Genomic DNA, 22,627 nt, shown 5'->3' with positions numbered 1-22,627 from the left:
TAGCAAAGATTCGAATGAGCAGGAGGAACTGAGCTATGCGGGAGCCATATCAGAACGAACCATTTACCGATTTTTCGGTAATCGACCATATTAATGATTTTCAGGAGGCGCTGCGCAAGGTTGAACTGGAGCTGGGCCAAGAGTATTTTCTAAGGATTGGTGCTGACCGCATCGAGACGATTCAAAAGCGAAAATCAATCAATCCCTCTGATGTTGGGCAGCTTGTAGGAATCGTCTCACAGGCGGATTCCGAGCTGGCGCATAAAGCCATACTTGCCGCTGCAGAGGCTTTCGAGCATTGGAAGAAAGTGACGCCTTCTGCGAGGGCGAGAGTATTGTATAAAGCAGCGACGTTACTGCGAAGGCGTAAGCACGAGTTTTCTGCATGGCTCGTTTATGAAGCGGGCAAGAGCTGGGCGGAGGCCGATGGAGACACAGCCGAAGCCATCGATTTTTTGGAGTATTATGGGCGGGAGATGGAACGGCTTGCAGAGCGTCAGCCTATTGTTGCTGCAGCAGGCGAGGATAATGAGCTAGTCTATATCCCGCTTGGCGTTGGCGTTATTATTCCGCCATGGAATTTTCCGCTTGCGATTATGGCGGGCATGACCATGGCGGCGGTTGTTGCCGGCAATACGGTAGTATTAAAGCCGGCCAGCGCGACGGCAGTTATCGCGGCGAAATTTGTTGAGCTGCTGGAGGAGGCAGGGCTGCCTGACGGTGTTGTGAATTTCTTGCCCGGTGCGGGAAATGAGGTGGGTGATTTTTTGGTGGAGCATCCATTAACCCGCTTTATATGCTTTACGGGGTCAAGGGAGGTAGGCCTGCGTATTAACGAGAAAGCCTCTATCGGCCAGCCGGATCAGAAGTGGTTGAAGCGCATCGTTGCAGAGATGGGCGGCAAGGATACAATTATTGTTGATGCGGAGGCGGATCTTGAGCTGGCGGCCGATGCGATTACAGCGTCCGCTTTCGGTTATGCTGGACAGAAATGCTCGGCCTGCTCGCGTGCTGTTGTGCATGAACTTGTCTATGACGAGGTTATTGATAAGGTAGTTGAACGAACAAAACGGCTAAAGCTTGGGAAAGCAAGCGAGCAGTCTACTTACGTTGGAYCGGTCATTGACGAGCGAGCCTACATGAGTATTTTAAAATATATCGAGGTTGGACGCAGCGAAGGAATCATCGTGCATGGCGGCAAAATTGGAGATAGCAGCGGTTATTTCATTGAGCCTACAATTATTAAGGATGTCGCTCCGCTTGCCCGCATCGCGCAAGAGGAAATATTCGGGCCAGTACTCGCTTTTATTAAAGCGGGCAGCTTTGACGAAGCGCTTGCTATCGCGAACAACACCGATTATGGTCTGACGGGTGCCGTCATCTCGCGGAACCGCAGCAGATTGGAGCAGGCCCGCGAGCAGTTTCATGTCGGCAATCTTTATTTTAACCGCAAGTGTACGGGTGCCTTAGTTGGCGTCCATCCTTTTGGCGGATTTAATATGTCAGGTACGGATTCGAAGGCCGGCGGGCGTGATTATTTGCTGCTCTTCACGCAGGCAAAGGTTGTATCAGAAAAATTCTAATCGTTACAGGCGAGCGGATTGGGCTATTAGACTGCCGATCCGTTCAATGCCGCTCTCAATGTTCCCCTCAATTACATTGGTCACATTAAGCTTCAATAGATTTGCCCTCTCAAAAGTAGACAAGTAGTCGCGATCCATGGCATCAACCAGTATGTCCTCCTTGCGCAATTTGCTGATTAAGAGCGGGACAGAAATGGTTTCATGAAGCAAAATATGAGTATGAACGATCGGATATTTGGATCGCTCATAGGTGAAGGCACCTTTGCTGCGTGAAGCTTCCTTCGCAAGCGCCGTATCGAGAAGCTTCGCCCTTGCCGAGTATTTCCCGCGGATTTTGGCGCGATGACGCTCGAACATGCCGCTGCGCAAATAGATTTCAAGAGCGGCTTGCGACAGCATGGAGCTGTCGATGTCGTCTTGTTTCTTGTATAGGCGAAACGCTTGTGCAAGTAAATCAGGAATGACTGCAATACCGATCCGCAGGCCGGGAAATATAATTTTGGAATAGCTCTTTAAATAGATGACATGAGAGGAGTCGTCATAAGCATGGATCGGATCGGCTTTGCTGTTCTGCTCGAAATCAGCTAGAAAGTCGTCTTCAACGATATATACATCGTATTTGGCGGCCAGCTTAGCGAGCAGCTGCTTCTCTTTCTTCGAATAGGAGCAGCCAAGCGGGTTGTGAAACCGCGGCATCGTATAAAAAAACTTAATGTCCTCTGTGCGAAAGATCTCCTCCAGCCTGTTGAAATCAATGCCGGCGAAACGACGTTCGATGCCGATTACGGGTATATGCCGTGTTTGTAAATACTCTATAAACAGATGATAACCTGGCTGCTCAATCAGCACCTTCTGCTTGCCGCTCGGAAATGGCATAGATGCAAGCAGAGACAGCGCCTGTTGAACCCCGGAGACAACAAATATATTGCGCTCTGGCGCAAACACCTGATAGCTCATCAATTGCTTGCGAACGATATCAATCAAGGAATCCATTCCTTTGGCGGTGCCATAAACAAATAAGTCCTTCTGGTAAGTATCGATGGCTTTATTAATGCAATGCTGAAAATCCAAATAAGGAAACAATGCCGGATCGGGTGCCGATGCTGCAAAGTTGAGCAGGCGGGCTGCTTCATCTTGAGCGGAGTTCATCCCTTTTACAACAAAATAGCCGCTTCTTGGCATCGCATAAATGAGATGGCGTTTCTCCAGCTCATCCAAAGCTTTAATAATTGTGCTCTTGCTGCAATTGAACTGCTCTGCCAGCGCTCGAATGGAAGGGAGTTTCTGCCCATCCTTATAGGGCTGCTTTGCAATGAGCTCCTCCAGCTCATTCATGAGCTTTAAATAAAAGTACATTTTAACAGTGCCTCCTGCCATCTGTACCGATACAGATGGCTTTTTTGTATATTGTAGCATGTGCAGCTTTGGAGATACGATACCTATATAAAGCGAACAGTTACTAGGAGGTATACCATGATGACAACACACAATAATTTGAAGTCGAAACGGCTTGCGTATGCAGCGATTATTGTTTATTCCACTATTGTAGGGCTTTCTTTTCTTTTCGGAAAATTAGCCTTGACGGTTACAAGTCCGCTGGACAGTCTCGCCCACCGTTTCACCATATCTTTTATTGCGGCAACAATACCAGTCTTATTCGGTTGGATCAAGCTGCAGCTTAAAACACGTGATATGCTAAGCATTCTTCCGCTAGCTGTCTTTTATCCGTCGATGTTTTTTGCTTTCCAAGCCTATGGATTACAGTTTACATCCTCCGCAGAAGCAGGCATTATTCATGCCACAGTGCCTATCTTCACGATGATTGCTGCAGCGTATTTCTTGAAGGAGCGGACGACTAAGGTACAGAAGCTTTCGACCCTGCTTTCTGTTGCAGGGGTTATATTCATCTTTGTCATGAAGGGGACGTCAATCGATATTTCTAATGTTAAAGGCACCTTGCTCATACTTTTGTCAGCTCTTTCCTTGGCAGGCTACAGCGTACTGGCAAGGCGACTCTCTGGTCGCATGAAGGTAATGACGATGACGTATATGATGACGGCTATTGGCTTTCTTGTATTTAACTTTATCGCAATAAGTCAACATGTCGCCAAAGGAACGATTGCTCATTATTTTGAACCATTTGCCAGTCCAGTGTTCCTCCTATCGATATTATATTTGGGCGTACTCTCTTCGCTCGTATCCAGCTTGCTCAGCAATTACGCCTTATCCAAGCTTGAAGCGTCTAAAGTGAGCGTATTTAATCATCTGGCTACGTTGGTCTCTGTTATCGGTGGATTTGTGTTTCTCGGCGAGAAGCTGGCATACTACCATTTCATTGGCGCTGCAGTTATCCTTGTTGGTGTGCTGGGCACGAACATGGGGGCATTCGGTAAAGGAAAGGGAACATCTCCGATAAGTGTTTCTCAAAAGGCGGAGCGATAACAGAAGGCAGCGATTCCATCTGAATCGAACAGCTGCTGACGGAAAGCTTAGTTATACTCATTCTCTACGCTGACAGCTGCTCTAATAATGGATATGATTAGGCTTGTAGGTTATTAGAAGCGGCGTTAAGGGGATGATCAAGTGATCGAGAATAAGGATACATGGATCGTGGAAGCGGATATTACAAGCATGCAATCAGCAATGGAAAAAGGATGGATAAGCTCAGAAGAGCTGGTCCAGTTATATATGGAGCGAATCAGCAAATATGATGGCGTTCTTCGATCTATTTTGGAAACGAACCCTGATGCCATTGAAATTGCCAAAGCGTTAGATAAAGAGCGACAAGAAAAAGGGAGTCGTGGCAGCCTGCACGGTATTCCGATTTTGCTCAAGGACAACATCGATACACACGATAATATGCACACAAGCGCGGGATCTGTAGCTTTAGCGAATTCATATGCTGGGAAAGATTCCTTTGTTGCTTCGCAATTACGTAAAGCAGGAGCGGTTCTGCTAGGCAAAGCGAACATGACAGAATGGGCTAATTTCATGTCAGGCACGATGTGGGCGGGATACAGCTCAAGAGGAGGCCTTGTGCTTAACCCATATGGTCCGGGAGAGCTGTTCATTGGAGGCTCAAGCTCGGGATCGGGCGCTGCGGTTGCCGCCAACTTGGCAGCTGCTGCAATTGGCACGGAAACTTCGGGATCCATCATTAGCCCTGCTAGCCAAACGAGCTTAGTAGGAATTAAACCAACGATTGGGTTAGTAAGCCGAACTGGCATTATACCGATTACAAATAGTCAGGATACGGCAGGTCCGATGACTAGAACGGTAACGGATGCGGCCATTCTTCTTGGGACTTTGGCAGGCGCTGATGAGCGAGATGCGGTTACGGTAAATGGGGCAAAGCAAGCTCATTCCGACTATACGCCATTTCTTGATGCTAGTTATTTAAAGCAAGCAAGGATCGGAATTCCGCGCTTTTATTATAAAGATTTGGACGAAGACAGGCTTGCGATCATGGAGTCGGCTATTGCGGTTTTGAAACAGGCTGGCGCGACGATTATCGATCCCGTTGAGCTGCCGTGTGAGAAGGTTGATTGGGATTGGCATGTGCTGCGATATGAATTCAAAAAGTATATCAATGACTACCTCGGAAAGCTGGATGAATCGGTTCCTGTTCATTCCTTGAAGGAGTTAATTGCTTATAACGAAGAGCACGCAGACATTGCTTTAAAATATGGGCAGGATACGCTGCTTTATGCGGAGGAAACGAGCGGAACGTTGACCGAACAGGAATATGTCGATAGTATTTTGAGAAATAAAGAACTGGCAGGCAAACATGGAATTGACTTAACTTTACAGGGGCATCAACTGGATGCTTTGTTGTTTCTAGGCAATGATGATGGCGATGATCTTGCCGCAAGAGCGGGTTATCCAGTCATTACCGTGCCAGGCGGTTATGCGGAGAAGGGAATCATTGCCGAAGGCGGCTATACGACCAAGGGGCCGCAGGGGGTCACCTTTATCGGTACAGCCTTCAGCGAGCCTACCTTAATTAAACTAGCCTATGGCTTTGAGCAGGCGACCAAGTATCGTGTAACTCCGTCAGCTTTTAATTGAATAGCTTGAAATAAGCAGGCGTAAACAACGGATATAATCCGCTAGTTTGCGTCTGTTTTTTTGGAAGAAATAAGGAATAGAAACCAGTATGGCTTGTTATGTTTTAGAGACTGCGTATCTTTTATTCGTTATAGATCGTTTTCTAATAAAGGTGTTTTGGAGGAGTGAATTTATAATGAAAAAGGTACTTATTCTAGGTGCAAGCGGTCTTGTAGGAAGGGCATTGGTCGATGAATTGCAGCACGGTTTTGATCTGTATGGCACTTATTCTTCATCATTTACGAGTCTGCCTGCGGATAAGCAGTACAAATTAGATGTTGAGCAAATGGCTGAAATGAAGAAAATCATCCATTCGATTAAACCCGATATTGTTATTTCTTGCTTAAGAGGAGCGTTTGATCAGCAGCTGTTGTTCCATAAAGATTTGGCTATGGAATTAGCTAAGCATAATAGTCGACTGTATTACTTTTCTACGACGAACGTATTTGATGGCAACTTTTCAAAGCCTCACTTTGAAACAGATCTACCTATTTCCGGAACCGATTATGGGAAATTCAAAATCGAATGTGAAAGCATGCTTGCAGAAATTTTGAATGAACGAGCGATCATTGTCAGAATACCCGCGATATGGGGGAAAGATTCTCCGAGATGGAACACGGTTAAAGATAGTATCGAAAATAATAAAGAGATAGAGGTTTACAGCAATCTCGTGTTTAACAATCTTCTGGATGTTATGCTCGCTAAACAGCTGCGCTTCATGATTGAAAAAGAGCTAAAAGGAATTTTTCATTTAGACGCAGTGGATACGCTGACTCAAGGGCAATTTTATGAACAAATTTTAAAGCAATTAGGAAGCGAAAAGAGTATATTGCGAGAACGATTATATGAGGATGATGCTGCTACATATTATTTTCAGTTGCGTTCGAATCGCAATGACTTTGCCAGCGCTCCGCGAAGCACCAATGCTGAGATGATAGCATATTTAGTGAGCGATTATTTGGATAAAGAGCAGCAATAGTTTAAAAAGGATGGGGCTGCCGGCGGGCGGCTCTTTTTTTATTAAACAGCCCTGCGACAACAGACTGATCCCGATAGGCATAGGGCGTCATCTTTCATAAAGAGGGCAGGAACAATCCCTGCCCTCTTCATTTCTATTGCTTGATTTGGGGGAGCGTAATACTGATCACGGTCCCGAGCCCCTGCTTGCTCTTGATCGTGATGTGATAGCTCCGATCATACAGCAGCCTCAGCCGTTTATTCGTATTCAATAAGCCGATGTGCTTGGACTGCTCTTCGGATGCAACCAAAGATCTCCTGATTTCGGTGAGCCGGTCTGAAGAAATGCCGTTCCCGTTGTCGGAGACGACAAGCCGAAGCTGTTCCCCAATGATTAAAATTTTTATTTTGATCAGGCCATTCCCGTTCTTTTCCTTTATGCCATGGTATAAGCTGTTCTCGACTAAAGGCTGAAGCAGCAGCTTCATCGTATGGAGCTTGAGTATTTCTTCGTCGTATTCAAACAGTACATCTAAGGTATCCTTGTACCGTTTCTTCTGAATATTGATGTAGCTGACGGTGTTCGCGATTTCTTCCTCCCACGTTACCTCATTGGTTGGACGGCTGAAGGAATAGGAAAGCATGTCGGACAAGTTCTCAATCATATCGCTCGCTTTGTTCGGTTTTCCTGTTAGACCGACGGTTTCCCAATAAATCGAATTGAGCGTGTTATACAAAAAATGTGGATTGATTTGGGATTGAAGCGCAAGCAGCTCCATCACTTGAAGCTTGTATTTCTTCTCAGAGAGTTGGGTTTGAATATAGCGATGTTCAATGAAATGGGCGATCATGTTCTGAATAATGTAAGAATATTCATCATTAACTTTGCTAGGCGGCTTCAGCGGCGTGCGATTATTCTCGGCAGATCTGAGCAGCGAGGTGATGGCAAGCAGCTGCCTATAATTTTTTCGGGTCAAATAAAAGGTCAATGCAAGTCCCAAAAAGAAGGACAAGCAAGCAAAAATGATTGTATAGTTTAATATGCGCGAGGGTGTCTCGTACAACGAAGCATGTGGAATGACGGACACGTATTTCCAGTTGTACTGCTCCGATTCCACCTTCGTTACGTTTACTTCTCCCAGTGAGGAAGCCAGATCGAAATAGGTGGATGGGTGGTTTGCCATTTGATCCAGCTCGGCATCTGTTAAAATATTTTCTTCTTTATTGGAGAAAATAACCTGATTATTTTCGTTTAGAACGAGCAGAATTTGATCCTTATACGTGGTGATGTTGGATAAAATATTTTCAATATATTTTGGACGAACGTTTAAAATAATACCGATTTTCCGTGGCGCCAGCACGTTGTAAATGGATATTAATTCGGTCGGCTGCGTCTCGAACGCAAAAATTTTGGCTTCCCTTTTGGATGTCCATTCCGTAGCGGGCCCATCGTATTTCATGAATTCCTCGAACCAGCCCGTATCGTTGAAACGGTTGATTGAAGACAAGCCGTCGAGTGAGGACACGAAACGGCCATTCGGATTATCAGAGTAGAAATAAATGCTATGGATATAAGGCTTCGAGCTGGTAAGCGCATTCAAATAGCTGGATATAATTTGGTACGAAGTAGAACTCTCATACGTATAGATCGGATTTTGCAGAACGTTGGACAGCTCATTGAAAACTTTAGCGTTCTGGTATAATGCAAGCTTCAACGTGTCTAGTTCATCCAAAATCATCTCGATCTGGCGCTGTGATTGCAATAGCAGGAAACGGCTGTTCTTGTTAATGTCTGCCTTCATGTCCCTCTGTGTGGTTATAAAGGATAACGAGCCTAATATGATTAAAGGCAATATTAAAGGAATGAGAAAAGTAGCCAAATGCTTGATAAAATAGCGCTCTTTCATCGTTTAGATCATCCGTTCTTACATTCGCTAGGTGTCTTGCCATAGTAATTTTTGAATGTCCGGGTGAAATTTTTGGCATTGCTGTAGCCGACCATTTCACTAATTTCGTATGTTTTAAATTGGTTCTCCTGAATGAGCCTCATCGCAACCTTCATTTTCACCTGAATGAGATAATCGGTAAAATTTTGACCGGTTTTTTGTTTGAACAAATAGCTCAAATAGTTGGCATTCAAATATACCTGCTTTGCCGCATCCTCCAGATTCGCATCTTTATATTGATTCTGGATATACGCTTTAATTTGTGTAATAATCAGCCCTTCGTTGCTCGTGCCAGAAGGCGGTTGATCCAAGGCGTGCTTCGCTGCTTCCAGCTCGTCTCTCAGGCCGGCGAATACGTCCAATAAAACCTGATATTTTGCGGGCTTCACGATATAGTTGTTGACTCGATAACGAAGCGCCTTCTGGGCATATTCGAACTCGCGGTAGCTGCTAAGAAAAATAACATGAATATTATGCTTCTGCTCATGAATGACCTCGGCAAGCTCAAGGCCGGACATGACAGGCATTTTAATATCGGTAAGGATGACATCGATTTTGTCATGATTTTGAATGAAATTCAATGCTTCCTTACCGTTTCCGCATTGGCCGATAATTTGAAAACCGACCTCCTGCCACGGAAAGTAGGAAGATAAAGCTTCTCTTGTATCCGCTTCATCATCAACTAGCAGCAGCCTGTACATCTCATCACCTCTTAACGATGTAGTCTTCCTTTGCTGATAATGAGATTATAGCACAGCAGGATCAGGCTAATGTGTTCATAGAGGAGCCATGCGGCATCTAAGATAAAAATGATACGTTAACCGATAAAATGATACTACGGAATGGGATTGCTCAAATAATGATACTTAAATCTAAGATTAGATGCCTTATGTAAATAATCAATCAATCCTATACTTTAGAAAGCGTTTCCAAGAAAACAAAAGGGAGAGGTTCATATGCACCGATTGAAAGGATTAAACGGTTTCATTGCTTTGATAGTCGTATTTGCAATCATCATTTCAGGTTGTTCCTCCGGGAAACCGGACAAAGAAAATCAAGGCAGCGGCTCGGATAAGAAGGTTACCCTGCGCTTTAGCTGGTGGGGTGGCGACGGCCGCCATGAAGCTACGCTTGCTGCTATAGAAGCGTACAAGAAGATTGCGCCGAACGTGACGATCGAAGCGGAATACCAGGGCTTTGACGGCTATGAGCAAAAGGTCAAAACACAGCTGGCCAGCGCTACGTCCGCCGATATTATTCAGCTTGACGTTCCATGGATGAAGGAACTGACGAAAAATGACTTTTTCCTCGATCTTAGCAAGCAGGAAGGACTGTCGTTGGAGGGCTTTGATCAAGACTTCCTGAACAATTTCAGCGTTTATAACGACAAAATGGTAGCGCTCCCTTCCGGCGTAAATGCTTATGCGCTCGTTATTAATAAGACGGCAGCCGATAAGCTCGGCGTACCGACCGATATTCAGTGGGACTGGGATACCCTCTACGAGGAAGGCAAGAAACTTCATGATAAAGACAATACCAAGTATTTGCTTCTTGCTGACCACGGCATGCTGATGCAGGATTTCACGAACATGCTTAAGCAGCGCACCGGAACTCAGTGGATCAATGAAGATTATTCGCTTGGCTTTACGAAAGAGGAAGCCGCGGGTGCCTTGGAATGGATCGACAAGGCCATGAAAGCTGGCGTATACCAGCCGCTCGGAGAATCCGATTTATTTTTCGGCAAAACCGAACAGAATCCGAAATGGATCAATCAAGATATTCCGATCATCTCGGCTATGAGCAGTACGCTCTTGTCGCTTCGCTCGGTGCTGCCTGAAGGTGTGGAAGTCGTGACTGCCTTGCCTGCCATCGATAAAAATGCGAAAAACTCAGCCGTATTGGTAAGGCCCTCGCAGCTGATTGCCGTAAGCAGCAAGTCGAAGCACCCGGAAGAGTCCGTGAAATTTCTGAACTGGCTGATGAATGACGCAGAAGCAGCAGTTATCTTAGGCGATGTCCGCTCCATTCCAGCATCCTCTTCCGCACAAACCGCTGCTGTAGAGGCAGGGAAAATAGACGAAGCGATTACGAAAGCAGTCGAAATGGGTCTGAAAAACGCAGGCATTGTAGATAATGCAATCTCCACTAACTCGGAGGTATCCGCTCTGCTGCAGGATGTTATCGAGAAAGTGGCTTATGGTAAGCTGACGCCAGACAAAGCCGCGCAAGAGCTCGTTAGCAGCCTGGAGAAAAAACTGAAAGAGCTGCAAGGAAGATAAACGGATTTTAAAGAACGGGGTGCGCGCCAGTGAAAGCTTAGCGATTGACTGGCGTGCTCTCCCCTCATTTCCGATAGAGAATAGGAGTGTGAGCCAGTGACCAGGAAGAAGCGCAGCTTTCGATATATCGGACTTCTATATGTTCTTCCATGGATTCTGGGGCTGCTCATTTTTCAGTTGTATCCCTTCATCGCGTCATTTTATTATTCCTTGACGGATTACAACATGGTGAATGCCCCCAAATTCATTGGTTTGGATAATTATAAACAAATTTTCATGAATGATCCCGGCTTTACCCAAGCGCTAAAAGTAACGTCGATTTATGTAATTCTTGCCGTGCCGGTGAAGCTCGCCTTTGCCTTATTCGTTGCTATCGTGCTTAGCGCCAAGCTGCGTGCCATTAATTTGTTTCGAACCATCTATTATTTGCCTTCGATTCTTGGCGGAAGCGTGGCGATATCGGTGCTTTGGCGGTTCCTGTTCATGAAGGACGGCGTCGTCAACAGCTTGCTGGCTAATGTCGGCATTCCTTCAATCGATTGGCTGGGCAACCCCGATATCGCGCTTTATACACTCGGTTTATTATCGGTTTGGCAATTTGGGTCTTCAATGGTTTTATTTCTAGCAGGTATTCAGCAAATTCCCAGTGACCTGTACGAAGCTGGTTCCATCGACGGTGCCTCCAAGACCCGCATGTTCTTTAAAATTACCGTGCCGCTGCTGACGCCAATTGTCCTGTTCAATCTGGTCATGCAGATGGTCAACGCGTTCCAAGAATTTACCGGCGCCTTCGTTATTACGAGCGGCGGACCGATGAAGTCTACTTATCTCTATGCTTTGAAGCTGTATGAGGAAGCCTTCACCTTCTTTAAAATGGGGTACGCTTCAGCGCTGTCATGGGTCTTGTTCGCGATCATTATGGTCGTAACGGGCATTATTTTCAAAACCTCTAACCGCTGGGTCTACTATGAAGACGGAGGCAAAACCAAATGACGCATACCAGCTCGAATAAGTGGTTGTCTTATGTGCTGTTGACATTGTTAGGCTTTGTCATGATTTATCCGTTAATATGGCTGTTTGTTTCATCGTTTAAGACGAATCAAGATATTTTCGGCTCCAGCAAGCTGTTTGCGGATACCTACGTTTGGGATTCCTATTCCTTGGGCTGGGCAGGAACTGGCCAATACGGCTTTCAGCATTTTTTTGTTAATACGCTTAAAATGGTGCTGCCTACGGTCGTTCTTACAATCATCTCGAGTGTTATCGTTGCTTATGGCTTTTCCCGGTTTGTGTTTCCGCTTCGAACGTTTCTGTTCTCCATTATGATGGCGACGTTGATGCTGCCGGATGCTACCGTTATGATTCCGCGTTATATCCTGTTCAATAATCTCGGCTGGCTGGACACTTATTTGCCGTTTATCGTACCATCGGCTTTCGCAACCTCAGCTTTTTTCATCTATATGCTTATTCAGTTTTTTCAGGGATTGCCAAGAGAACTGGATGAATCGGCTACAATTGACGGCTGCAATTCGTTTATGATTCTCATTCGGGTACTGCTGCCCTTGTGCAAGCCGGCTCTTTTCTCCGTGGGCATCTTTCAGTTCATTTGGACCTGGAATGACTTCTTTAACTCAATCATTTATATAAGCAGCGTAAAAAAATTCACGGTCTCGCTTGGCCTGCGCTTGTCGCTGGATGCCTCCTCGGCCGTTTCGTGGAATCAGGTGCTTGCGATGTCGGTTGTGAGCGTCGTTCCTTGCATTTTGTTATTCTTTTTGGCGCAGAAATATTTTGTTGAAGGCATCTCCACTACAGGATTAAAAGGATAAGGAGAAACGATATGAAACCGGATGAGAAACGCAAGGAGAACGTTCAAATTGCTTATATCGGAGGCGGCTCCCGCGGCTGGGCTTGGGGATTGATGAGCGACCTTGCAGCAGAAAGCGAGCTTGCCGGCACTGTTAAGCTGTATGATATTCATTATGAATCAGCCGCGCAAAATGCGATCATCGGCAACAGGCTGTCGCAGGCGGCTGACACAAAGGGTAAGTGGAGCTATGAGGCAGTGCCTGCATTGCAAGACGCGTTGCAAGGTGCAGATTTTATCATCATTTCCATCTTGCCAGGAACCTTTGCCGAGATGGAATCGGATGTCCATTTACCGGAAGAATACGGGATTTACCAGTCGGTGGGTGATACAGTAGGGCCAGGCGGACTTGTCCGTGCGCTCCGTACCATCCCGCTATATGTCGAGATTGCGAATGCGATCAAACAATATGCGCCAGCTGCGTGGGTCATTAACTATACCAACCCAATGACGCTGTGCACGAGAACGCTTTACGAGGTGTTTCCGGAGGTGAAGGCCATCGGATGCTGCCACGAGGTGTTTGGCACGCAGCATTTGCTCGCTTCCATGGTAGAGAAAAAGCTGGGTGTCCCTTCGGTTGACCGGCGTGACATCAAGGTTAATGTACTGGGCATCAATCATTTTACATGGCTGGACAGAGCCTCTTACCAAGGCATCGATTTATTCCCGCTTTACAAGGAATTCGTGGAAGAGCATTATGCGGAAGGGTATGAAGGCAAGAAAAAAGGCCACTGGCTCAACGATCATTTTGCTTCTGCGCAGCGGGTCAAATTTGATTTATTCCGCAAGTACGGCATCATTGCTGCGGCTGGCGATAGGCATTTGGCGGAGTTTATGCCGGGCGAGCTTTATTTAAAGAACCCTGAGACGGTGCAAAGCTGGAAATTCAGCCTAACGAAGGTGGATTGGCGAAAGAAAAACCAGGCAGAACTTTATGCCAAGGGCCAGCGGCTAGCAACTGGAGAGGAAGCTTTCGAGGTGAAGCCTACTGGGGAGGAAGGCATCGAGATGATAAAAGCATTACTCGGAATGGGCGAGCTGATTACGAACGTAAATATGCCGAATCGCGGACAGATCGAAGGTTTGCCGGCGGGTGCCGTAGTGGAGACGAACGCTGTATTCGGTTATAACCGCGTAAGCCCGATTGTTGCTGGCAGGCTTATTCCTGAGGTAGAGCAGCTGGTGCTGCCGCATGTAATGAATCAGGAAATGACACTTAAAGCTGCCCTGAACAAAGACAAAGCCTTGGCGTTTCAGGCTTTCATGAACGATCCGCTTGTCAGTCTGCCTAATCAAGCTGGCACAGCATTGTTTGAGAAAATGCTTCAGAACACGAAGTCGATGCTGCCTGGCTGGGACCTGTAGCAAAAACAACAGGTAAAGCAATTCCTTTTTGAGAGGGAATTGCTTTTTTTGTTTGTGCTGTCGCTGTAAGTTCAAGACCGCTGATGGCGGTCTTTTCTTATGTTTGTTTTTATTTTAGTGGTAAGTGTGTGTCTAACTGAAAGATTAATTCAATAAGGATGAAAAACCAATATATGTTAAGATATTTATACAATATCATTTGGGAGTAACGATGTGGACTGCTAAGGAGGGCAGATATGACTATAAAAGCGAGATACATTTTGCTTGCTGTATTAATAATTAGTGTGACCATATTAATTTTAATGCTGTCATCAAGACAAGAGAAATTTATTCACAAAACAGCAGTTAACGAAAAGATAGTTCAAACTAGAAGTTTTAGCGTGAGTTCTGATTCTACAGATTTGAATACATCAGCAAAAGGAACATTATTTATCAAGGGAGACAAAGGAATTCCGGAACATATACAGATTGTTGCTTCGATTTCAATCGACCCTAAAGACTGGGGGGGTGTTGCTTTCAATATTCCTGATAAATGGTATATTTCAAACATTACAAGCAGTTTTCCTGAAAAAGAAACAAAATCCATACCTGCGGACTATATAACGACATTGACTACCGCGGATACAGAAAATAAATGGAGAGCAATAATTGAAGTTGGAAGAGGACGAGACGCCTATAAATCAACAGGAGGCGGTACAGGAACGGTTGTGGTTGACTTAGTTTCTGATAAAAAGGCAATACAAGAGTCAGATCAATTCAGTATTTCGGTTGCGGTGGGCTCAGATGAAAAAGATGGTGTAAAGATTGTAGGACCTGATTATGTTGAAATACCTATATCGTTAGCGGATATATCAGATGATTAAAATTAGATAATAGACCATTGCACTTCATGAGAAATTTAAAGTGCCGCGTCATACGCGGCTTTTTCTATTTGAGAGGGATCTCGTTATAATGAGAAGAGCGATTATAGAAAGAAGTGAAATCATCATGAAGATCATTGTCATTGGTGCAGGAATTGCTGGAGCATCAACCGCATACCATTTGGCTAAGCAAGGTGCAGATGTCCTCATTATCGATAGGAAAGATGAAGGACAGGCTACGGATGCAGCAGCTGGCATTATTTGTCCTTGGCTGTCGCAGCGGCGCAATAAGGCGTGGTATCGCCTTGCTAAGGCTGGAGCGAGTTATTACCCTGTATTAATTGAAGAGCTGGAAAGTGAAGGGGAAACCGAAACCGGATATGCCAAGGTCGGCGCCCTCAGTATACATATGGATTCGGAGAAAATCGAGAAGATGGAAGAGAGAGCTTACAAGCGTTTAGAAGAAGCTCCAGAAATCGGTGAGATTACGCAGCTTGATGAACATCGGACCCGAGAGCTCTTCCCTCTGCTCGTCGAAGGATATTCTTCCGTTCATATTAGCGGAGCTGCTCGTGTGGACGGCCGTGCGCTGCGTGATGCTTTGCTACGATCTGCACAGAGGAATGGGGCTGAGCTTATCTATGGGGATGCTAGGCTTGAATATCAATCCACGCGAATAACGGGTGTAACGGCCCAGGCAATTAGTTATCCGGCTGACATCGTGATCGTCTGTGCAGGGGCTTGGGCTGGGCAGCTGCTGCAACCGCTGGGCATTGATTTTAAAGTGGGTTATCAGAAAGCGCAAATTATGCATTTGCAGCTTCCAGATGCCAAACAGAATACTGGCAGCTGGCCGGTTGTTATGCCGCCTTCCGATCAATATTTACTCGCCTTTGATCAGCAAAAAATCGTCATAGGAGCAACTCATGAAAATGATATTGAAGGTTATGATACGAGGATCACACCCGGTGGTATGCATGAAATTTTAAGCAAATGTCTTCCATTTGCACCTGATCTGGCAGATAGTACATTTCAGGAAGTAAGAGTAGGCTTTCGCCCTTTTACTGCCGATTTTCTTCCGGTTATAGGCGCCATTCCAGATTGGGAGGGACTGCTTGCGGTAAACGGTCTTGGGGCTTCCGGCTTGACGATGGGGCCTTATATCGGAGACCAGTTGGCTAAGCTAGCACTAGGAATGGAAGTCGATATCGATTTAACCGATCATGAAATTTGTAAAGCCATTAACTGAGCTGTAGGATAAATTCATAATGAGTCATTTTAATATCGTAGAAGGAGAGCTGCTGTTTTGAAGAATAATATCATCGAATACTGTTTAACGAAGAACGGAGCGTCTAAGGATTRTCCCTTCGGATTCGAACCGTTGGTCATCAAAGTTGCAGGTAAAATATTCGCGTTTATTTTTGAGGACAAAGGGGAGCATCTTCGCTTAAACCTGAAATGTGATCCGATAATTGCGGAAAACTTAAGAGAACAGCATGAGGCTGTTCGACCAGGATACCATATGAATAAAAAACATTGGAATACAGTTACGATCGACGGTACTTTGCCAGAGTCGGATGTTTTTGAAATGATTGATCATTCTTACGAGCTGGTTGTCAAAAGTCTTTCTAAGAGCCTTCGAGAATCTATTAACGAAAAGAACTAAATGGCTCAGAGCGTATGACGGGACTTCGCAGGTTGTAGTTAAATTAAGATTATGATAAACTGTACCTAATTTTGATGACGGGAGTTGAACGAATACAATGTAGAACTTTCTTGCTGTGAGATCACGAATAGAACGAACTCAGCGATCCGCTGTGGTTGGTTTATTTCGTCTCTGCAAGAAAGGTCTGCATTTCGTTTGCGCTCCCTATCCGGCTAGTCATCCAGTCCCATAAAATGGGGCTGTATTTCCTCGTATGGATTAGAGACGCAAGAAAGCACCTTTCYTGCGTCTCTTTTTTATTTCCRTACGAAAGGATGATCGCCATGCCCGCGATTCAAGTATCTAATCTCACTTTTGCCTATCCAGGCAGCTATGACCTCATATTCGAAAAGGTTCATTTTCAAATCGATACAGACTGGAAGCTCGGGTTTACAGGGCGAAACGGTCGGGGCAAAACGACGTTCTTTAACCTGCTGCAAGGGAAATACGAATACAGCGGCAAGATCTCCGCACCCGTTGCCTTTGATTATTTTCCGTTTCCCGTCGAGCATCCGGAATATTTGACCGTCGACGTCATCGAAGAAATCGTGCCAGACTATGAGCGCTGGAAGCTGATGCGTGAACTGAATCTGCTTAAGGTTTCGGAAGATGTGTTGTACCGGCCATTCGAAACGCTGTCCCAAGGCGAGCAAACGAAGGTACTGCTTGCCGTGCTGTTCATCCAGGACAATCGCTTTCTGCTCATCGACGAGCCAACCAATCATCTCGACTTGCATGCACGTAAACTCGTCGGTGATTATTTAAACACGAAGCGCGGTTTTATTCTTGTGTCACATGACCGCTCATTTCTCGACCGCTGTGTCGATCATATTTTATCGATCAACAAAACAAATATAGACATTCAAAAAGGCAACTTCTCCAGCTGGTGGACGAACAAAACTCGCCAGGACACGTTCGAATTGGCACAAAACGAAAAGCTATATAAAGATATCGAGCGCTTATCCAGCTCTGTCAAACGCACGAGCGGCTGGTCCCACGAGATTGAAAAATCGAAAAACGGCACACGAAACTCCGGTTCCAAGCTGGATAAAGGATATGTCGGGCACAAAGCTGCTAAAATGATGAAACGCGCGAAATCCATTGAGCAGCGGCAAAACGCCGCTGTAGAAGAGAAATCGAAACTGCTTCGAAATATTGAACAGTCAGAAAGCCTTGCGATCTCTCAACTCGCGTATTCCAAATCCGAACTGGCTGTGCTGGATCACGTCTCTATTTATTACGGGGAAAAATCAGTTTGCGAGAACGTTAGCTTGACGATCGAACAAGGGGATCGGATCGCCATTTCGGGTCCAAACGGCTCGGGTAAGTCTAGCGTGCTCCACCTGCTAAACGGCGAGGCGCTTCACTATACGGGCACGTTTCGGGTTGATCCTCAGCTGCGCGTTTCCTATGTATCCCAGAATACTTCTCATCTGCAAGGGTCACTTTCGGAATATGCAGCAGAGCACGGAATCGACGAAAGTTTATTTAAGAGCGTGCTGCGAAAGCTTGATTTCTCCCGTATCCAGTTTGAGAAGGATATGTCGGCGTTTAGCGGCGGACAGAAGAAAAAGGTTCTGATCGCGAGAAGTCTATGTGAAGAGGCTCATCTGCATATTTGGGACGAACCGCTGAACTTTGTTGACGTCATTTCCCGGATGCAGATTGAGGAGCTGCTGCATGAGTACGCACCGACCATTGTGTTCGTGGAACATGATCGTGAATTTCACGACCGTGTCGCCACAAAAACGATTGAACTGACAGGAAACTTTGACTAAAAATCGTATCGTTTAAACGAAACAGCAGCCATAGGGCTGCTGTTTTTTTGTGTGTAATCAAAGTCCAATTTTATTATTTTCCAGTTGCATGATTCGATATTAAAAATTGGGGCTGTGCAACACTGTTTGTCTGAGCTTATTTTTGATGCCAAAAACAAAACTGTTTCTCTAGACCCACACGCATTCTATCAAGTAACATAGGTTTTGTTCTGCAAAACCGACTGGGAGTGAAATAAGTGCAAGATACGTATGATGATATCAAACAAGGCGAAAAAGGTGCATGGCTGAGCATTCGCGCTTATATTTTCTTGTCCGCAATAAAGTTAGTTATAGGTTACCTCACTGGCTCCGAAGCCTTATCAGCTGATGGTCTGAACAACTCAACCGATATTATTGCTTCTATAGCTGTGTTGATCGGGCTTAAAATATCACGGAAACCACCGGACAAAAACCATCGGTATGGTCATTACAGAGCTGAAACGGTAGCTGCCCTAATCGCTTCTTTTATAATGTTCGCTGTTGGTATACAAGTATTGTATCAGACGGTTATGAAGTTCAGAGCTCCAACAATTGAATCACCTGATATTATTGCAGCTTGGACTGCCCTATTTTGTGCCATAGCCATTTATTTCGTTTATCTTTACAACATTCGTTTAGCAAAAAAAATAAACAGTCACGCAATGATGGCGGCCGCACAAGATAATCGTTCGGATGCTCTTGTAAGCATGGGAGCTTTTGTTGGCATCATCGGTTCACAATTTGGCTTGCCATGGCTTGACCCAGTCACAGCTCTAATTGTAGGCATCATTATTTGTAAAACAGCATGGGATATTTTTCGTGATTGTTCGCATACGCTTACTGACGGTTTTGATAATGAAGAACTTCAAACCATTAAACAAACCGTTTCCGATACCCCAGGTGTAGAGAAAATAATTGATATAAAAGCTCGTATTCACGGGAATAACAAACTGGTAGACGTAACGATTGCCGTAGACCATCAGCTAAATGTAGGCGAAAGCCATGACATTTCAGAACAAATTGAGAGACGTATTGCTGAATTGCACAGCATTTCCTACGTACACATTCACATAGAGCCTTTTTTGGCGAGTAGTTAAGTACAAAGAGTAAGTTCAGATGTCTGTTACTGAAATAACGGTAACAGCTGACCGTATCACTATGCATTTTCATTAAGGGATGGATGCAGATAATCTATGTTTAACGAAAACTCAATAGAGAATAGGAGATTTTGTTCTGAATAGACATCAAATATTGAAGCTGTTGCATGATAACAAATTGCAAACGAATATACCTTTTGAAGGATGTACAGAAGCAGAACTTAGCTTATTGGAAAGTGAGGTTGGCAATAAATTACCATTTGCTTATCAAGAATTCTTATTGGCAGCTGGTCATAATCATGGGAAATTGTTTCAAGGAAGCGATAGTGGATTCTCGCAGCTGAGGGATTTACAGATTGAAGCTAGAGAATTAGTAAGAGAGAATAATTATCCGATAATACTTTTAGAGAACGCATTTATATTCTCGATGCATCAAGGATATGAAATTCGATTTTTTGAGTTAAATGGAAATGACAATTCACCTGTCCTGGAGTGGTATGAAGGAAGTGATAAGGGGATTGTTATGCTCTCTGAATCATTTGAAGATTTTTTGCAAACGCAAATTGAACAGCACTCACATGTCAAATTCAAAATATCCAGCGTGTTGGATGAATGAAAACGGAATTGAAGCTATCAATGGATGCCCTATAATAAGATCATCATCAGAAAGGAATTGAACATGGCAGTAATAACTTTATGCGGTTCTACAAAATTCAAAGATCAATTTGAAAAAGCAAACGCGTTTCTTACACTTCAAGGCAATATTGTTATTAGCGTTGCTTTTTTTGAACAAAGCGATGGTTTTAAAATTACAGAAGAACAAGCAGAGTTACTAGGGCATCTGCATTTTAGAAAAATAGATATTTCTGATGAAATATTCGTAATTGATGTGGATGGATATATAGGCAACAGTACAAAAAAAGAGATTCAATATGCTAAAGAAAAAAATAAAGTAATCCGTTACTTTTCCGATGGCGAGATTCCCTCAAATATATTCAACTAACGGATAACTATGGTGGAAGAAGTGCAGATGTGCAGTCCCCCATAATATAAGTTGTGTGTTTTGCCATCTTATAACATCCTCTCATCCCATAGTTTAGATTATTATTGTAGATAACCGATGAACTCAGCCTCTAATTAGACAACGAATGAGAAATTAGAATATCGACAGCTTCCAAAAAAAATTAACTTTATTTTATCAAGCTGGCAGGCAGCGAATTTCCAGTAATGATAAAATGAAATTGCAGCTGGAGAAGGTGTTTATTAACTTCTGATCATTGGCTGCCTAAAGAGTTAATTTAAAAAATGTGTACAATGCTGGCTTTAAGAGTATTTGTAGCTTAATGAGGTGTTGGGATTGGTTACTGTTAAAACCGAGGTTCTTATAAATGCTCCAATACATCATTGTTTTGATCTAGCGAGGAATATAGAAGTACATACTCAAACGGTCTGGAAACATACGAAGGAGAGGGCTATAGCAGGAACGATTGAAGGCATGATTAATAAAGGAGAAACCGTGACCTTTCAGGCTACTCATTTTCTAATCAGACAAAAACTAACTTCGAAAATTACGGAATATGAAAGACCCTATCTTTTTGTAGACGAAATGAGCAAGGGGGCTTTTAAAAGCTTAAGACATGAGCATATATTTGAGGAACATGATGGAATGACATTAATGAAAGACATATTGGTTTTTGAAGCTCCGTTTGGATTAATTGGGTGGATCACAGAAAGATTGATACTAAAAAGGTACATGAAAAGTTTTTTGGAGCATCGAAATAATCAATTAAAGATAAGGGCAGAAGAGCTATTCACTGACCTTGATTAACCTCGTTTAAACGCTTTGTACTGGCAAGCTTCTCTTGACAATCAAGCAAGATGATAGAAACCATATATTAACAGGTACTACAAAAAGTTGGTACTCGTTTCAAGAAAAGGTTTTTATTAGAATTGATTTGTAAGGAAGCAGAGGATTGCTGGATTACGAGCTGGGAGGCATCAATATGTCATTTTTAGCACTGACTGTATTGTTAATCATAGGAGTAATCATGTTAGTGGTCGGATTTGCAGCTAAAAAGAATTGGCTTAAGCTGTTATCCATTATCCCGCTAGCTATTTCTACGTGGCATTTTTCAAATTTGTTTTTGATAGGTTATGGATGAAATTTGTGAGCATATCTCTAGCATTTTTTCCAGCTCTTAAAATATAATCATACGATCCAAAAGGAGGCAGCCATTATGATGGCTGTCTTTTACCTCATAACTGAAAAATTATGGTATTATCAAGCTGCTGTTATAGCTAGAAATAGGAGGGTGTGAACAAAATGAAGGAAAAGGTTGTCACAGCGTACGACAAACTTGCAAAAGACTACGAAAAGCATGTGGATACTGAGAGCGGGCACAACGCTTATTATGAGCGGCCAGCAATGATGAAACTTATGCCAAATGATATGAATTCACTTACAGTCCTTGATGCTGGCTGTGCTGCAGGTTGGTACACGGAGCAATTTTTAAAGCGCGGTTCTCAAGTAACGGCTATTGATTTGAGTCCTGCTATGGTAGAAGCATGCAAAAGGCGAGTTAGTCATGAGGCAGAAGTATTCGCTTGTGATTTAACTGAGCCCCTCCCATTTAAAAACGAAACATTCAACCTTATAGTAAGCTCATTAACCCTGCACTATATCGATGATTGGGCGCCAACCTTTCAAGAATTCCATCGCATATTGAAACCGGGTGGACAAGTTATTTTCTCCGTACATCATCCATTTATGGACTTTAAACATTTTGAAAGACCTGATTATTTTGCTCACGAGCTGCTTATGGAAACCTGGAACAAGAAAGAATCTGGCCCAGTGGAGGTTGCATTTTATAGGAGGCCTCTTCAAGAGATTCTGAATGTCACATCTGCCCAATTTATCATTGATCAAATCATCGAGCCGCAGCCGGATTTAGCTTTTAAAGATAAACCACATGCTATGGATTGGTATAAGCGTTGGTATGATCGTCTTTCGACTAATCCTCATTTTCTCATTGTGAAAGCTCGGAAATAGAAGGATAGAATCTTTA

General features: G+C 44.1%; 21 protein-coding genes. 18 read left to right on the top strand and 3 right to left on the bottom strand.

Annotation, left to right across the window (positions count from 1 at the left end; translation table 11 throughout):
• Nucleotides 1–35 precede the first annotated feature (35 nt).
• Nucleotides 36–1,583 carry an L-glutamate gamma-semialdehyde dehydrogenase gene (gene pruA, locus AB4Z17_RS03345; RefSeq protein ID WP_441958133.1) on the top strand — a complete coding sequence of 516 codons (1,548 nt, stop codon included), beginning with the start codon at nucleotides 36–38 and terminating at the stop codon, nucleotides 1,581–1,583.
• A 3-nt stretch (nucleotides 1,584–1,586) separates the two neighbouring features.
• Here pruA and AB4Z17_RS03340 read toward each other — a convergent pair whose 3' ends face one another.
• Complete coding sequence (locus AB4Z17_RS03340; RefSeq protein ID WP_441958132.1) at nucleotides 1,587–2,939, bottom strand: aminotransferase-like domain-containing protein; 1,353 nt, start codon at nucleotides 2,937–2,939, stop codon at nucleotides 1,587–1,589.
• Between the two features lie 120 nt (nucleotides 2,940–3,059).
• Between AB4Z17_RS03340 and AB4Z17_RS03335 the strand changes: the two genes are divergently transcribed.
• The 3 genes from AB4Z17_RS03335 (at nucleotide 3,060) to AB4Z17_RS03325 (ending at nucleotide 6,669) form a co-directional block, all read left to right on the top strand.
• Complete coding sequence (locus AB4Z17_RS03335; protein WP_441958192.1) at nucleotides 3,060–4,025, top strand: DMT family transporter; 966 nt, start codon at nucleotides 3,060–3,062, stop codon at nucleotides 4,023–4,025.
• Between the two features lie 141 nt (nucleotides 4,026–4,166).
• Nucleotides 4,167–5,651, top strand: a complete 1,485-nt coding sequence (locus AB4Z17_RS03330; RefSeq protein WP_441958130.1) for an amidase family protein — start codon at nucleotides 4,167–4,169, stop codon at nucleotides 5,649–5,651.
• A gap of 175 nt (nucleotides 5,652–5,826) precedes the next feature.
• A complete protein-coding gene (locus AB4Z17_RS03325; protein WP_441958128.1) occupies nucleotides 5,827–6,669 on the top strand; it encodes a sugar nucleotide-binding protein in 843 nt (280 codons plus the stop codon).
• 133 nt (nucleotides 6,670–6,802) lie between these two features.
• On the opposite strand, the gene AB4Z17_RS03320 is transcribed toward AB4Z17_RS03325, so the two are convergent.
• Both AB4Z17_RS03320 and AB4Z17_RS03315 read right to left on the bottom strand, forming a co-directional pair.
• Nucleotides 6,803–8,554, bottom strand: coding sequence for a cache domain-containing sensor histidine kinase (locus AB4Z17_RS03320; RefSeq protein WP_441958126.1), 1,752 nt, complete (start codon nucleotides 8,552–8,554; stop codon nucleotides 6,803–6,805).
• 8 nt (nucleotides 8,555–8,562) lie between these two features.
• On the bottom strand, nucleotides 8,563–9,294 hold the full coding sequence (locus tag AB4Z17_RS03315; RefSeq protein WP_441958125.1) for a response regulator transcription factor: 732 nt from the start codon (nucleotides 9,292–9,294) through the stop codon (nucleotides 8,563–8,565).
• 255 nt (nucleotides 9,295–9,549) lie between these two features.
• Between AB4Z17_RS03315 and AB4Z17_RS03310 the strand changes: the two genes are divergently transcribed.
• From AB4Z17_RS03310 to AB4Z17_RS03245, 14 genes are all read left to right on the top strand, one after another.
• Nucleotides 9,550–10,872 carry an ABC transporter substrate-binding protein gene (locus AB4Z17_RS03310; protein WP_441958123.1) on the top strand — a complete coding sequence of 441 codons (1,323 nt, stop codon included), beginning with the start codon at nucleotides 9,550–9,552 and terminating at the stop codon, nucleotides 10,870–10,872.
• A 96-nt stretch (nucleotides 10,873–10,968) separates the two neighbouring features.
• A complete protein-coding gene (locus AB4Z17_RS03305; protein WP_441911434.1) occupies nucleotides 10,969–11,865 on the top strand; it encodes a carbohydrate ABC transporter permease in 897 nt (298 codons plus the stop codon).
• On the top strand, nucleotides 11,862–12,701 hold the full coding sequence (locus tag AB4Z17_RS03300) for a carbohydrate ABC transporter permease (RefSeq protein ID WP_441958121.1): 840 nt from the start codon (nucleotides 11,862–11,864) through the stop codon (nucleotides 12,699–12,701). The genes AB4Z17_RS03305 and AB4Z17_RS03300 overlap by 4 nt, the downstream gene beginning before the upstream one ends.
• Before the next feature lie 11 nt (nucleotides 12,702–12,712).
• Nucleotides 12,713–14,104 carry a family 4 glycosyl hydrolase gene (locus tag AB4Z17_RS03295; protein WP_441911431.1) on the top strand — a complete coding sequence of 464 codons (1,392 nt, stop codon included), beginning with the start codon at nucleotides 12,713–12,715 and terminating at the stop codon, nucleotides 14,102–14,104.
• Between the two features lie 236 nt (nucleotides 14,105–14,340).
• Nucleotides 14,341–14,967, top strand: coding sequence for a hypothetical protein (locus AB4Z17_RS03290; RefSeq protein WP_441958119.1), 627 nt, complete (start codon nucleotides 14,341–14,343; stop codon nucleotides 14,965–14,967).
• A 121-nt stretch (nucleotides 14,968–15,088) separates the two neighbouring features.
• Nucleotides 15,089–16,213: an NAD(P)/FAD-dependent oxidoreductase gene (locus tag AB4Z17_RS03285; protein ID WP_441958190.1), complete on the top strand. Its 1,125-nt coding sequence runs from the start codon at nucleotides 15,089–15,091 to the stop codon at nucleotides 16,211–16,213.
• A gap of 57 nt (nucleotides 16,214–16,270) precedes the next feature.
• On the top strand, nucleotides 16,271–16,630 hold the full coding sequence (locus AB4Z17_RS03280; protein ID WP_441958117.1) for an MmcQ/YjbR family DNA-binding protein: 360 nt from the start codon (nucleotides 16,271–16,273) through the stop codon (nucleotides 16,628–16,630).
• A 323-nt stretch (nucleotides 16,631–16,953) separates the two neighbouring features.
• On the top strand, nucleotides 16,954–18,447 hold the full coding sequence (gene abc-f, locus AB4Z17_RS03275) for a ribosomal protection-like ABC-F family protein (RefSeq protein ID WP_441911426.1): 1,494 nt from the start codon (nucleotides 16,954–16,956) through the stop codon (nucleotides 18,445–18,447).
• A gap of 236 nt (nucleotides 18,448–18,683) precedes the next feature.
• Nucleotides 18,684–19,562 (top strand): cation diffusion facilitator family transporter, encoded by an 879-nt coding sequence (locus AB4Z17_RS03270; protein WP_441958115.1) that lies wholly within the window; start codon nucleotides 18,684–18,686, stop codon nucleotides 19,560–19,562.
• A gap of 154 nt (nucleotides 19,563–19,716) precedes the next feature.
• Entirely contained in the window at nucleotides 19,717–20,178 is a 462-nt protein-coding gene (locus tag AB4Z17_RS03265) for an SMI1/KNR4 family protein (protein ID WP_441958113.1), read from the top strand.
• A 63-nt stretch (nucleotides 20,179–20,241) separates the two neighbouring features.
• Nucleotides 20,242–20,565, top strand: a complete 324-nt coding sequence (locus AB4Z17_RS03260) for a hypothetical protein (RefSeq protein WP_441958111.1) — start codon at nucleotides 20,242–20,244, stop codon at nucleotides 20,563–20,565.
• A 345-nt stretch (nucleotides 20,566–20,910) separates the two neighbouring features.
• On the top strand, nucleotides 20,911–21,390 hold the full coding sequence (locus tag AB4Z17_RS03255) for an SRPBCC family protein (protein ID WP_441958109.1): 480 nt from the start codon (nucleotides 20,911–20,913) through the stop codon (nucleotides 21,388–21,390).
• Nucleotides 21,391–21,565: 175 nt separating this feature from the next.
• Nucleotides 21,566–21,724 carry a hypothetical protein gene (locus AB4Z17_RS03250; protein WP_441958108.1) on the top strand — a complete coding sequence of 53 codons (159 nt, stop codon included), beginning with the start codon at nucleotides 21,566–21,568 and terminating at the stop codon, nucleotides 21,722–21,724.
• 161 nt (nucleotides 21,725–21,885) lie between these two features.
• A complete protein-coding gene (locus tag AB4Z17_RS03245) occupies nucleotides 21,886–22,611 on the top strand; it encodes a class I SAM-dependent methyltransferase (RefSeq protein ID WP_441958106.1) in 726 nt (241 codons plus the stop codon).
• Nucleotides 22,612–22,627 lie beyond the last annotated feature (16 nt).

The organism is Paenibacillus sp. TAF43_2 (assembly GCF_052113545.1).
Classification (GTDB): domain Bacteria; phylum Bacillota; class Bacilli; order Paenibacillales; family Paenibacillaceae; genus Pristimantibacillus.
The sequence above is the reverse complement of the archived record's forward strand: the minus strand, read 5'-3'. Positions and strand labels throughout refer to the sequence as shown.

What these genes read in the sequence shown, in the direction of transcription:
- AB4Z17_RS03340 (WP_441958132.1), bottom strand. Translation starts at nt 2,939, where the DNA reads ATGTACTTTTATTTAAAGCTCATGAATGAGCTGGAGGAGCTCATTGCA.
- AB4Z17_RS03335 (WP_441958192.1), top strand. Translation starts at nt 3,060, where the DNA reads ATGACAACACACAATAATTTGAAGTCGAAACGGCTTGCGTATGCAGCG.
- AB4Z17_RS03325 (WP_441958128.1), top strand. Translation starts at nt 5,827, where the DNA reads ATGAAAAAGGTACTTATTCTAGGTGCAAGCGGTCTTGTAGGAAGGGCA.
- AB4Z17_RS03320 (WP_441958126.1), bottom strand. Translation starts at nt 8,554, where the DNA reads ATGAAAGAGCGCTATTTTATCAAGCATTTGGCTACTTTTCTCATTCCT.
- AB4Z17_RS03315 (WP_441958125.1), bottom strand. Translation starts at nt 9,294, where the DNA reads ATGTACAGGCTGCTGCTAGTTGATGATGAAGCGGATACAAGAGAAGCT.
- AB4Z17_RS03310 (WP_441958123.1), top strand. Translation starts at nt 9,550, where the DNA reads ATGCACCGATTGAAAGGATTAAACGGTTTCATTGCTTTGATAGTCGTA.
- AB4Z17_RS03300 (WP_441958121.1), top strand. Translation starts at nt 11,862, where the DNA reads ATGACGCATACCAGCTCGAATAAGTGGTTGTCTTATGTGCTGTTGACA.
- AB4Z17_RS03295 (WP_441911431.1), top strand. Translation starts at nt 12,713, where the DNA reads ATGAAACCGGATGAGAAACGCAAGGAGAACGTTCAAATTGCTTATATC.
- AB4Z17_RS03290 (WP_441958119.1), top strand. Translation starts at nt 14,341, where the DNA reads ATGACTATAAAAGCGAGATACATTTTGCTTGCTGTATTAATAATTAGT.
- abc-f (WP_441911426.1), top strand. Translation starts at nt 16,954, where the DNA reads ATGCCCGCGATTCAAGTATCTAATCTCACTTTTGCCTATCCAGGCAGC.
- AB4Z17_RS03260 (WP_441958111.1), top strand. Translation starts at nt 20,242, where the DNA reads ATGGCAGTAATAACTTTATGCGGTTCTACAAAATTCAAAGATCAATTT.
- AB4Z17_RS03250 (WP_441958108.1), top strand. Translation starts at nt 21,566, where the DNA reads ATGTCATTTTTAGCACTGACTGTATTGTTAATCATAGGAGTAATCATG.
- AB4Z17_RS03245 (WP_441958106.1), top strand. Translation starts at nt 21,886, where the DNA reads ATGAAGGAAAAGGTTGTCACAGCGTACGACAAACTTGCAAAAGACTAC.